Genomic DNA, 11,881 nt, shown 5'->3' on the forward strand with positions numbered 1-11,881 from the left:
TTTATGCGTCTAATTACTTTTTTGCTGTTTTTATTGCTGACCTCAGGAAATCTGATGTCAAATAGTCTTGACTCATTGGTTCAGGTAAAGCAGGATTCAGCTCTCCCAGTAAAAAAAACGTATAAAATTATCCCTCGTCAAGCGACTTTGAAATCTTTGATGATTCCCGGTTGGGGTCAGGTGTATAACCGACAATATTGGAAGTTACCACTGGTGGCGGGAGCTTTTGTTACGTTGGGCATGATTGCCAATTACAATCAGGTTCGTTACAAGAAATATCGCGCGTACTATTATGTGGTATCTCCGCATCCGGATGATCCCACCTATAAACCGCCAACAACCGTTGCGGTGCCTTATGAGGATGGCGTTACTCGGGATTTAGATGTAAATCAATTAAAACGAATTAATGACGGGTTTCGACGGAATCGCGATTTTACGTACATTGGGATGGTTTTGGCTTGGGCATTGAATATTGTGGATGCCAATGTGAGCGCCCATTTGAAGACATTCGATGTCTCAGATGATTTAAGTATGCGAGTGAAACCAATCATGGATTTCGACCCTTTGTCACAAGGTTTGGTGTCCGGTTTAACTTTATCGTTTAATTTTAAAAAATGAGTGAGATGAAAATTGTATTGATTGGGTATGGAAAAATGGGTAAGGAAATTGAGCGTCTTGCGACGGGTCGTGGGCATCAAATCGTTGCGCGTATCGATGTGGATAATCAATCGGATTTAGCCAAACTATCTAATCAAGACGTCGATGTGGCGATTGAGTTCTCGAATCCAGCTTCGGCATACGCTAACATAATGACTTGCATCGAAAAGCAAATCCCTGTGGTATGCGGAACGACGGGTTGGTTGGAGAAAAAAGCTGAGGTAGAAGCAGCCACGCAAAAACATCAGTCGACATTCTTCTACGCCTCCAACTACTCCATTGGCGTAAATTTATTTTTTAAATTGAATAAGACATTGGCCGCACTCATGGCTGGGCATCCTGAATATGATATTTATACAAATGAGATTCATCATTTGGAAAAGAAGGATTCCCCGTCCGGTACAGCGATTACTATTGCCGAGGGAATTATCGATGCATATCCTTCGAAAACGAAATGGGTAAATAATGAAATTCCGGCTGCGAATGAGGTGGCTATTTGGTCTCAGCGTGAGTCAATTATTCCGGGAACTCATACGGTCAAGTATATTTCCAAGGTTGATCAGATAGAAATTACGCACGAGGCGTTTAGTCGGGAGGGCTTCGCACTTGGAGCAGTCATTGCTGCTGAATGGGTGAAGGATAAAAAAGGTGTTTTAGGTATGGATGATCTATTAAATTAAAATTTATGGACCGTTTAGCATTAAAAAATCAACTGAAAGAAGAAGGCTTAATTATCCTGCCTGGTCTTTTTGATCCGGATTTGATTCGTCAAATCCAAGAGGCCGCTAAGTCTATCTTTGATATACAATTCAAACGTTTTCATATAGAAGGGGACTATTTGACTCAAATGCAGTCACTTTTTGAGAATCATTTGGAGGAATTCATTTCCTGTGGCAAAATGATTCAAAGTGGATTGATTGAGTTATACCAATTGGCCGTCAATCCGAAATTGATTGAGTTGTTAAAGGATTTAGGTCTTGAGCATCCACTGATGTGTACTCGACCGGTTTTGTTTTTCAATCACCCTTCACTTGCCAAGTCGGAACATTTTTATAAAACGCCTTTGCATCAAGATTGGACATCGATGTTGGCATCCGATGACTCCGTTGTCGTATGGTTACCCTTGATGGATTTGGAAATTGAACATGGACCGGTTGTATTTTATCCGGGTTCACATAAACTTGGTCCTTTGACCGATCGCATCGAAAACGGATTTGCGGAAGTTGATTTTGATCGATCATCTTATCCCCGTGTTCAAAAAGCGATGAAACTGGGGGATGTAGCCATTTTTTCGACCTTATTAGTGCATGAGTCGGGAAAGATAACGAACAATGAGATTCGTTGGTCTTGTCATTTCCGTTATACGAACATGCAGGATCCTGCGTTTATTGAGAATGGTTTCCCGCATCCATATATCTATAAGCCTTCACAAGAATTAATTGATAAATACTTACATAAGAATTCATGAAACAAACAGAAAGCCCTAAGCCAAAACAGAAATCAGCATTTAGAGAATGGCTTGATTCCGTCGTATTCGCGGTCGTGGCTGCCACACTAATTCGGTTTTTCCTATTTGAAGCCTATACGATTCCGACACCTTCGATGGAAAGTTCCTTGATGGTTGGTGATTTCTTATTCGTGAGTAAAATGCATTACGGGGTTAGAACACCCAAGACACCTTTGCAATTACCATTGACGCATCAAAAAATTTGGTTTACTAATTTACCTTCGTATTTATCGTGGCTACAATTGCCTATTTATCGTTTACCGGGTTTTTCATCGGTTAAACAAGGGGATGCGGTCGTATTTAATGTGCCTAACTTTACGGAGGATGGGGATGCTCCGGTCGATTTACGTACCTTTTATGTCAAGCGTTGTGTGGCCTTGCCCGGCGATGTGTTGGAGGTTAGAGACCAACAGGTCATTGTCAATAACAAGGTCATGGAAAATCCAGAGCGTATGCAGCATCCAGTCTTCATGAAAACGAAGGAAAATTTGGATGAGAAGTTTTTTGAGGAGTATGGAATTCGTAATTCACCGGATGCGAGCTATGATTCAGCAGATTGGTTGCCCTTAGCTGATTCGACAAATCAGTTGGCAGGTTACAAGTTGAACACATCGCTAAAACATATTAACGAGATAAAGTCCCTGCCATGGTCAAAATCATTCGATTTAGATGCATTTAAGGACCCGAAAGGCCTTACCTTCATCGATATGTTTCCGCATGATACCGTTGATTTTAAATGGAATCGTGATTTTTATGGTCCAATAAAGATTCCAGCAAAAGGTTGGACGGTTATGTTAGATCGTAAAAATAGCAAACTTTATCAGGAAGCTATTGTCAATTATGAGGGCAATACGGGATTTACCTATGTGGGAGATAAGTTATTGAAAGATGGCAAGGTATTAACGAGCTATACTTTCAAACAAGATTATTACTTCATGATGGGTGATAATCGTCACAATTCAGCGGATTCGCGCTTTTGGGGATTCGTTCCAGCGGATCATATCGTAGGGAAAGCAGTCTTTGTTTGGATGTCAATTGACCCCAATAAGTCGCTCTTTTCATGGAATAAAATTCGCTGGTCTCGAGTTTTCCGATTCGTTGACTAAATAAAAAGGCGCTGATCGATTCAGCGCCTTTTTTGTTATAAGACTTTTAGTACAAAACCTTTGAGGTAATTACTTTCCGGATGAAATAAGTTGATCGGATGATCTGGCGATTGTGTCATTTGATGAATGACTTGTATCTCTCGACCCACTGCGATACCTGCTGCGACGAGCATGTTGTAGAATAAGTCACGCGTAATCACCTGCGAACAGGAATAGGTGAACAACAAGCCGTTTTTCTTAATCTTTTTCAGAGCCAATTCGTTAATCTTTTGATAGCCCTGTAAGGCTTTATGTTTGGCGTTCATCGATTTGGCGAATGCGGGAGGATCTAACACGATGATGTCAAATTCATCCTCATTGGCTTTTAAATAGGGAAGTGTCTCCCCAACAAGCGCTTGATGGTTTAAATCCTGCATTTTATTTAATTCGATATTGGCGTTTACCAAATCGATCGCTTTGGCGGATGCATCCAATGAAATCACAGATGCTGCACCCACTTTAAGTGCGTAAAGTGAGAAGCCACCGGAATAACAGAAGGTATTTAAGACGGATTTGCCAGGAGCGTATTGGGCCAATAGGGCTCTGTTTTCGCGCTGGTCGATAAAGAATCCCGTTTTCTGTCCGGTAATCCAGTTAATTGAGAAGGAAATCCCGTTCTCTTTGACGGTATAAGGAACTTTGACCTCGCCAAACACAAATGAATTCGTTACACCTTGGGCATAGTCTGTTGGCAGGGTCTCCTTACTTTTATCGTAGATGGCTTTGACTTTTTTGCCAAGTACATTTTTGATGGCCTCGACGATCTCATCTCTGTCGCGGTGCATTCCAATCGTATGCGCTTGAAATACGATAACATCTTTGTAGAGATCCATAATCAATCCTGGACATCCGTCACCTTCGCCATGTATCAAGCGAAAAGCATTCGTGTCTTTTAAGGGAAGTAGGCTACGTAAATCCCAAGCATTTTGTATGCGTTTTTCCCAAAAGGCTGATTTGGATTCGATGTTTTCGAATGAAATGATTTTGACAGCGATACTTCCATGGTGGAAATGGCCGGTGCCTAGGAATTCTTCCCGACTGCTATATACATTCACCCAATCGCCATCTTGTAGATTGGGGCTTTGTTTAATGATCGCTCCTGAGAAAACCCAAGGGTGAAAACGTTTGACCGGGGCATCTTTCCCGTGCTTTAATTGGACAAATTTCGCTGCATTCATGCTGTAAAATTGCATAAATTTATTGGAATTCAGGCTCACCAGCCTCTAACCAAGCGGAATACCATAAATCTGCCACATGTTTGATGGAGGCTCGGTATCGTTTTTCTACCTGATTATCAAGGCGTTTGTGGTAGTCTGCTATGTATTTAGACGTATACGTTTTCTCTAGCAACATGCCCCGTTGTTTATGTACGTATTTCTTTGAATCGGGTGTCGATGCGGATAATTGCTTTTCTTCCTCGAATAACTGTGGAAGCATTTGGTGGGATTCTAGAATCCAATCCCAACAAGCCTTTAAGGGCTCTTTGATATAAGTAGCAGGCCCAATCCAATCATCTAATTCATCTTGCAGTAACTCAGGAATTTTCGATTCCCAAAAGCTATGTATACCTACCTGGTTGGTTTGTTGGCCATCATAATTCGATGTTGTATGCAAGGGAACATGCGCATCAGCCACATAATGCCCTAATTCTGCGGAAAGTTTTACGATGGAGTTCGTATCCTTTTGGGCAAAAGCAAAGGTTAAATTTTTATAAAAAGCTAAAATATTCCACGGTACGATTCCATGAGCCGATAAAGTATCAGACGAATAGCGAGAACAGACTTCTTCCCAGGAACGATATTTTAATTCAGAGATGGAATAATGATCTAAGTCGATGTAATGACGAGCAGCTTCTTGATCCATGCTGTGACGTCGCTGGTCAGGTAGAACCGCCAGACGTTCAATTTCTTCCACATGTCGTTTGTAAAATATGACGAGGGGAGAAGGGAGACAAAAAATAGCCAGCTTATTGATTTTTTTATGGGCATAAAAACCCCAATTTGGATTTGCATGAACGAGCTGTATCATGAACAGGAATGTGAATAAATATTTCATCAGCTTTTTTTAGTGGTAGTGTTGTAAATTCTAAACCTTTTACTTACTTTTGCAATTCAATTTTACAGAAAAGAGAATTTTTTTAAAAAATGGCAAATCATAAATCAGCACTAAAGCGTATTCGGGCAAATGAGTCAAAGCGTTTGCGCAATCGTTACCAACACAAATCTACTCGTACATTGATCAAGAAATTGAGATTGACGACTGATAAGGCAATTGTATCTGACTTGTTCAAGCAAGTGTCTTCTGCGTTGGATAAATTAGCAAAGAAGAACATCATTCATAAAAATAAGGCAGCTAATCAGAAATCAAAATTAGCGAAGTTGGCGAATAAAATCGCAGCTTAATTCCTTATTATCAGGTACTTGATAAACCCCGCACACCGCGGGGTTTTCTTGTTTATAGGCAGTACATTCGTACATGGCTTATCAAAAGATTCACGATTTACAGGTGTCGGAGCAACCCCGGCAGATTTTATACGCACAGGGTAAGGACCTGCTTCGAGTCGAGGAGGTGTTAGCTATACTTATTGGAACAGGAATTCGCGAACGTTCTGCCTTGGATTTAGCGCGCGAAATACTTCTACATGTCGAGGGGGATTTAAATTTACTCGGCCGGTGGGGTTTGATTGAATTTCAGCGTGTGAAGGGAATTGGTCAGGCAAAGGCTGCGGTTTTGGTGGCAGCACTGGAATTAGGTCGCCGTCGAATGGAATTTGTGGCTTTGCAGTCTGTTGAGGTTGTTCGCTCTTCTATGGATGCTTATCAGTTGTTAAAACCGCATTTAGCAGATTTGAACCATGAGGAATTTTGGGTTATTTATTTAAATCGGGCAGCTCGCTTGATAAAAAAAGAATGTGTGAGTAGGGGAGGTATCTCCGGAACGGTTGTGGATAGTAAAATGATTTTAAAAGCTGCTTTGCAGCTACAAGCGAGCAGTTTGATATTGGCACATAATCACCCTTCTGGACAATTAAGTCCAAGTCAAGCAGATAAACATGTGACTCAAAAATTGATTTCTGCGGCTGGAAGTTTGGATATGATCATTTCTGATCATTTGATACTAACTAGCACGAGCTATGTAAGCTTCGCTGATGAGGGATGGTTGTAAACAAAGAAAGAGGAATTATTTCCCTCTTTCTTTGTAGATTTTTTGAAGTTTTGCTCCAATAACGATTGAAATTGCGAACAAAATGATAAAGAATGCTGCTCCTGAATATCCCATAGTATTTAATTATTTGTGCAAAATTAAGAATTTGTTTAGAGTAATCCTTTGGTACTCGGCAAAGAATTTAAATTTTTTATGTCGCGTTCGACGGCCATGCGGATTGTTTTCGCAAAAGCCTTGAATATCGCTTCAATTTTGTGGTGTTCATTTTCACCATTTGCCTGAATATTCAGATTGCATTTTGCCGCATCTGAGAAGGATTTAAAGAAGTGTGAGAACATTTCGGTGGGCATTTCTCCGATCATTTCACGTTTGAAGCTGGCTTCCCACACTAGCCAATTTCGACCCGAAAAATCTAGGGCAACTTGTGCCAAACATTCGTCCATGGGTAATAGAAAACCATAACGATTGATTCCACGTTTATCTCCCAATGCCAAGCTAAAGGCTTCCCCTAAAGCAATTCCTGTGTCTTCTATTGTATGGTGTTCGTCGATGTGTAAATCACCGTCTACTTTGACAGCTAAGTCAACATTCGCGTGTTTGGCAATTTGATCCAACATGTGATCAAAGAAACCGAGACCAGTCTGGTTGTTGGCTTTACCGCTTCCATCTAGGTTTAAATCGATCAGTATTTTGGTTTCATGCGTGTTTCGTTGGTGACTCACTTTTCGCTCGGGTAGGCGCAAGAAACGGTAAATCTCATCCCAGGATGCGCAAACTAATCCAAGAGATTCTTTTAAATCGTCTGAAACAGCGTTTTCAGGGCCAATGAAAATTCCTTTGGCACCAAGGTTTTTAGCCAATTGAATATCGGTTAAACGGTCACCGATCACAAAGGAATTCACTAAATCATATTCGGTTGAAAAATATTGCTTCAACATCCCTATGCCCGGTTTACGGGTAGGTAAATTATCGGCTGGGAAACTACGATCAATATGTATATCCGCAAAATTCACTCCTTCGTTTTGAAGGATTTCAAGCATTTTATTGTGAGCTGGCCAAAAGGTCTCTTCTGGAAATGAAGCAGTACCCAAGCCATCTTGATTGGTGACCATGACTAATTCGAAGTCCAACTCCTCCGCAATTTTCTTTAAGACTGAAATAGCGTTTGGTAAAAAGGCGAGCTTTTCATAGGAGTCAACCTGTTGGTCAGTAATAGGCTCATTTATGATGGTCCCATCGCGGTCAATAAACAATACTTTTTTCATAAAACAAAGGTAAGAAATGCATCGTTAATAATTTAAAAATAAGCGGATACTTATGTGTGAAATCCGTTTTGTCCTTGTAATTTTGTAGCCTTATGAATCAATCGTTTTACGTAATTACCGAAGAAGAAAAGTCGCAAATTGTTGAGCGAATGGCCAAACTTATCTCTGAACCTGTTGAAAAGGTGGAAGAGTTATTTCCGGTTTGGGAGGCAATTATCTTGGGTGGATTGTTGAAATTGGTTCGAAATCGGATTCGATTTAATGCCTTATATAATTTTATTCTTCAGAAACCGGCACCCGTTGCGGACATCGAAGCTATTTTAGCGGAGGGTACGCAAAAGTTCAGTGAGGATAGCATACTTCGATACGGCGAAGGCATGATGGGTATTTTAATTCCTGACAAAAAGAGTGCCATTGCCTTGTTGCTTTCTCGCGAAATGGGGGCGAAAAGTTCAGCCATTCTGAAAGGTTTGACATTGTTTTTTGGGCTTTACGGTTTTCGACTGAAGCAAGAAGAATATGCGGCTTTAAAAGACTGGAAAGCCTATGGTGAATATTTTAGCGCTTTAAAACAGCAGTTTTTTGTTCTATGTCCACCTAAAATTCAATTAGGGGTTTCTGAGATTCTTTTGTTGTCCGATATTTTGCGTGTGGATACGGGTGCTCTGTTAACGTATGCAGATGATCAAGAACCTATCGTTGATGGAAATTGGTTGCAAAATTTGACGGTGAGCACCTTTGTGTACATGTTAATTATCCTGGTTTTAGGTGGAGGGGTTATTTGGTATACAACCTTTCGCTCAACGGATACAGAGGAGATTGTCGCTGAAGCCGATGAAATTATCCCTGTCGATAGTCTGAATAAATTGAATGATAGTCTAACAAGGGCTGTTTTAGATTCCACGAAACTACGTGCGGATTCGTTAACTACGCTAGCTTGGCCAAATGGTTCTACTTTCGAGGTTCCTAAAACTTCCATTATCGTAGGTTTACATCAATTCTTATCTGATTCCACTAACACAGATCCCTTGGAATTGGCAGGCTCTGAGTTGTTGTTTGATGAAAAAACAGATTTATTGGAAAAGCCTACCGACTATGTTTTTAAGCGCATGGCCGAAGGGTTAAACAAGCATAAAGAGGTGTCTTTAAAAATACTTGTTCAGTCGGGTAAAGATGATCGGTCATCACTTAAACGTGGTTTTTTAATCAAGAACCGTCTTGTGGGAGAGGGACTTTCGCCGGCTCGTATGGAGGTGAAAACCAGTGAGTCCACCGGTGTTACTTTTGTTTTCTCAAAGAAGTCTGTATTAAAATAATCCAATTCATTTGCTTTCCATTGTAAGTATGCCTACTTTTGTGGCATATTAGTACAAATGCATCCGCATAAATCGCTTGCAAGCAATTGCAAATCCCCTTCCAGACAGTTTAGAGGGTTATTAGGTTTGATTACGGATGTGTTAGGGCATCATAATTAAACATACAAATCATGAGTGAAAAAATTCGCTTTGATAGTCTTCCTTTGTCGGAAGGTATCCAAGAAGCAGTAAAAGAAATGGGTTTTGAGTTTGCTTCCCCCATTCAATCAGAAGCAATTCCTTACGTTTTAGAGGGTCGTGACGTTATCGGACAAGCACAAACAGGTACGGGTAAAACCGCTGCGTTTGGTATTCCGATGATTGAACATATCGTTCCGTTTGAGAAATTCGTTCAAGCAATTATTTTATGCCCAACGCGTGAGTTGGCCGTTCAGGTTTCGGAAGAAATGAAGAAATTGGCAAAATTCACGAAGGGGGTTTGGGTTACGACCGTTTATGGGGGTGATTCAATTGATCGTCAGATTAAGTCTTTGAAGGCCGGTGCAAACATCGTGGTGGGTACGCCAGGTCGTGTGATTGACTTAATTGAGCGTCGTGCCTTGAAGCTCCAACAAGCTTCTATGATTGTTTTGGATGAGGCCGATGAGATGTTGGACATGGGATTCCGTGAAGACATAGAAAGCATTTTGCAAGAAATGCCCGATGAGCGTCAAACCGTTTTGTTCTCAGCAACGATGTCTAAGCCTATTATGGCCTTGACAAGTCGTTATTTGACTGAACCTAAATTGGTGAAGGTTGTTAAAAATGAAATCACCAACGTCAATATTGAGCAATTGTATTTCGACGTGAAGGGCCGTGCCAAAATGGAGGTAACAACACGTTTGATTGATTTTTATAACCTGAAATTGATGTTGATCTTCTGTAATCAGAAGAAGCGCGTCGATGAGGTGGTGGAAGAATTGGTATCTCGCGGCTATGCGGCAGAAGGCTTGCACGGGGATTTACGCCAGAGTCAACGTACCCAAGTGATGAACCGTTTCCGTAATGGAAATGTGTGTATCTTGGTAGCTACTGACGTAGCGGCGCGTGGATTGGACGTTGATAATGTTGATGCCGTAATCAATTACGATATCCCATTAGATGAAGAGTATTACGTACACCGTATTGGTCGTACAGGTCGTGCCGGTAAATTTGGTAAGGCATTTACCTTGGTAGTAGGTTCAGAACGCAATCGCTTGCGTGAGATCATGAACTACACGAAGGTGAAAATCGATAAAGGTGTTATTCCATCATTCACAGATGTTGTGGGTATCAAGAAGGGCATGTTTATTGAGCGTGTTGCTGCGACGATCAACGAAGGTGATTTAGAGGTATTCTCGGATTCATTGGAAAATTTACATCATGCAGGATTTACGACGGAGCAAATTGTTGCTGCCTTGGTAAAGATGAACATGGGTATCCAAAAGAATGAGTTTGGTGATGAGAATTTAGAAGGCGAATTCGAACGTCAATCTCGTAAGTACGGACGTGAAGAGCGTGGCGGTGGATACCGTGATCGTGATTCTCGTGGCGGTGAGCGTCGGGGTGGTGGTCGTTTCGACCGCGATTCACGCGGCGGAGATCGTGGCGGACGTTTTGAGCGTGGTGGAGATCGCGATCGTGATCGTGGCCCACGTGGTCCGCGTATGGATCGTGAGGGAAAACCTTACCGCAGTGATGAGAACATGGTTCGTATGTTCGTCAACATTGGTTTTAATGAAAAGATTTCTCCATCGAATATCGTGGGAGCCTTCGCAGGTGAAACAGGAATTCCTGGAAATGTCTTGGGACAGATTCAAATTGAAAACAAGCACACTTACGTAGATGTTCCGAAGGAATATGCAAAAGTAGTGTTAGATAAAATGGCTGGAGCAGCAATCAAAGGCAAGCGCGTTTTGGTTGAATTGGCGAAGCCCGTTTAATTCGATATTTTTTTTTTTTTGAGGGGCGATCGAAAGGTTGCTCCTTTTTTTTATGACTTTTTGAGTCGGAAAAATTGCTTCGGAGCAATTGGATTTAACGAAATGATTCCTAATTCATAGAGTTCAATGCTATGTATCGCTTGTTCCTTAGCTGCTATAAATTGCCAATTTTGATGCGTTTCATCCGATTGTCTAATATTAACACAAATCAACAGATGAGATGGGTCTTGCATCAATTCATCGATTAGATTTAATTGATCCGATAGAACCTGGGCCATATCGATCACATGCAATTTCCCGGCCGCTAATTTCATATGTTGGCCGATTCCATGAATAAGTGCTTCGGTGATGTTCTGGGGGGCCGACTGATAAATCGGATCAATCACTTTTGTATATAAATCATATACAAAAGGAGAATGTAATCCATGTGCTGTTTGAGCTGTCCAATTAAATGCGAATCGTTTGAACATTAGTTTTGCGCGAATTGAGTGGTTAGGGAAAAGGCAGGGATGGGTATTTGGAACGTTTCTTGATTCGTTAAGTTCAAAAAGGTGTAATGTCCCTGCATTTTACCAAATTCAGCCATGAGCGGACATCCCGAGGTGTAGGTGAATGAGGTATTGGGTTCCAAAATGGGTTGTTGGCCCACGACTCCCAATCCCTTCACCACTTCTTGATGCAAGCCTCCGTCTTTGATTTCCCAGTACCGACTGACCAATTGGACAGGTTGCATGGACCGATTTAAGATGGTAATTTGGTAGCTGAAATAATATTGATAGGGTCGCTGTATCTCAATATCCGGGATATGGGTGACAATGACATCAATGGATATTTCGGGCAATGCTTGCAAGGACATGTTTTGGCT

At 41.3% G+C, this 11,881-nt stretch carries 13 protein-coding genes; 8 read left to right on the forward strand and 5 right to left on the reverse strand.

Features of this window, described 5'->3' with window-relative positions; genetic code table 11:
- Positions 1-54: 54 nt before the first annotated feature.
- From ACMH5P_RS01050 to lepB, 4 genes are read left to right on the forward strand one after another with little or no spacing between them, the layout of a single operon-like run.
- The gene (locus ACMH5P_RS01050) at positions 55-618 is read left to right on the forward strand and encodes a DUF5683 domain-containing protein (RefSeq protein ID WP_459492463.1); all 564 of its coding nucleotides are present in this window, start codon (positions 55-57) and stop codon (positions 616-618) included.
- Positions 615-1,337 carry a 4-hydroxy-tetrahydrodipicolinate reductase gene (gene dapB, locus ACMH5P_RS01055; RefSeq protein WP_459492464.1) on the forward strand — a complete coding sequence of 241 codons (723 nt, stop codon included), beginning with the start codon at positions 615-617 and terminating at the stop codon, positions 1,335-1,337. Before ACMH5P_RS01050 ends, dapB begins: the two co-directional genes overlap by 4 nt.
- A gap of 5 nt (positions 1,338-1,342) precedes the next feature.
- Positions 1,343-2,125 carry a phytanoyl-CoA dioxygenase family protein gene (locus ACMH5P_RS01060; protein ID WP_459492465.1) on the forward strand — a complete coding sequence of 261 codons (783 nt, stop codon included), beginning with the start codon at positions 1,343-1,345 and terminating at the stop codon, positions 2,123-2,125.
- Complete coding sequence (lepB, locus tag ACMH5P_RS01065; protein ID WP_459492466.1) at positions 2,122-3,270, forward strand: signal peptidase I; 1,149 nt, start codon at positions 2,122-2,124, stop codon at positions 3,268-3,270. Before ACMH5P_RS01060 ends, lepB begins: the two co-directional genes overlap by 4 nt.
- A 35-nt stretch (positions 3,271-3,305) precedes the next feature.
- Here the strand turns inward: lepB and ACMH5P_RS01070 are convergent, their stop codons facing one another.
- Both ACMH5P_RS01070 and ACMH5P_RS01075 read right to left on the reverse strand, forming a co-directional pair.
- Entirely contained in the window at positions 3,306-4,502 is a 1,197-nt protein-coding gene (locus tag ACMH5P_RS01070) for a class I SAM-dependent rRNA methyltransferase (RefSeq protein ID WP_459492467.1), read from the reverse strand.
- 4 nt (positions 4,503-4,506) lie between these two features.
- Positions 4,507-5,364 carry a zinc dependent phospholipase C family protein gene (locus ACMH5P_RS01075; RefSeq protein ID WP_459492468.1) on the reverse strand — a complete coding sequence of 286 codons (858 nt, stop codon included), beginning with the start codon at positions 5,362-5,364 and terminating at the stop codon, positions 4,507-4,509.
- An 89-nt stretch (positions 5,365-5,453) separates the two neighbouring features.
- On the opposite strand from ACMH5P_RS01075, the gene rpsT reads away from it, so the two are divergent.
- Both rpsT and radC read left to right on the forward strand, forming a co-directional pair.
- Positions 5,454-5,711, forward strand: a complete 258-nt coding sequence (gene rpsT / locus ACMH5P_RS01080; RefSeq protein ID WP_315575331.1) for a 30S ribosomal protein S20 — start codon at positions 5,454-5,456, stop codon at positions 5,709-5,711.
- Between the two features lie 73 nt (positions 5,712-5,784).
- On the forward strand, positions 5,785-6,474 hold the full coding sequence (radC, locus tag ACMH5P_RS01085) for a RadC family protein (RefSeq protein ID WP_459492469.1): 690 nt from the start codon (positions 5,785-5,787) through the stop codon (positions 6,472-6,474).
- A 149-nt stretch (positions 6,475-6,623) separates the two neighbouring features.
- On the opposite strand, the gene hisB is transcribed toward radC, so the two are convergent.
- Positions 6,624-7,739: a bifunctional histidinol-phosphatase/imidazoleglycerol-phosphate dehydratase HisB gene (gene hisB / locus ACMH5P_RS01090; protein WP_459492470.1), complete on the reverse strand. Its 1,116-nt coding sequence runs from the start codon at positions 7,737-7,739 to the stop codon at positions 6,624-6,626.
- A 92-nt stretch (positions 7,740-7,831) separates the two neighbouring features.
- Here hisB and ACMH5P_RS01095 point away from each other — a divergent pair, with 92 nt between their 5' ends.
- Both ACMH5P_RS01095 and ACMH5P_RS01100 read left to right on the forward strand, forming a co-directional pair.
- Positions 7,832-9,055, forward strand: coding sequence for a hypothetical protein (locus ACMH5P_RS01095; protein ID WP_459492471.1), 1,224 nt, complete (start codon positions 7,832-7,834; stop codon positions 9,053-9,055).
- Between the two features lie 170 nt (positions 9,056-9,225).
- Complete coding sequence (locus tag ACMH5P_RS01100) at positions 9,226-11,016, forward strand: DEAD/DEAH box helicase (protein WP_459492472.1); 1,791 nt, start codon at positions 9,226-9,228, stop codon at positions 11,014-11,016.
- A 50-nt stretch (positions 11,017-11,066) separates the two neighbouring features.
- On the opposite strand, the gene ACMH5P_RS01105 is transcribed toward ACMH5P_RS01100, so the two are convergent.
- Both ACMH5P_RS01105 and apaG read right to left on the reverse strand, forming a co-directional pair.
- Positions 11,067-11,486: a hypothetical protein gene (locus ACMH5P_RS01105; protein WP_459492473.1), complete on the reverse strand. Its 420-nt coding sequence runs from the start codon at positions 11,484-11,486 to the stop codon at positions 11,067-11,069.
- Complete coding sequence (gene apaG, locus ACMH5P_RS01110) at positions 11,486-11,872, reverse strand: Co2+/Mg2+ efflux protein ApaG (RefSeq protein WP_459492474.1); 387 nt, start codon at positions 11,870-11,872, stop codon at positions 11,486-11,488. The genes ACMH5P_RS01105 and apaG overlap by 1 nt, the downstream gene beginning before the upstream one ends.
- Positions 11,873-11,881: the final 9 nt, after the last annotated feature.

The organism is Aquirufa sp. 5-AUSEE-100C1 (assembly GCF_054558655.1).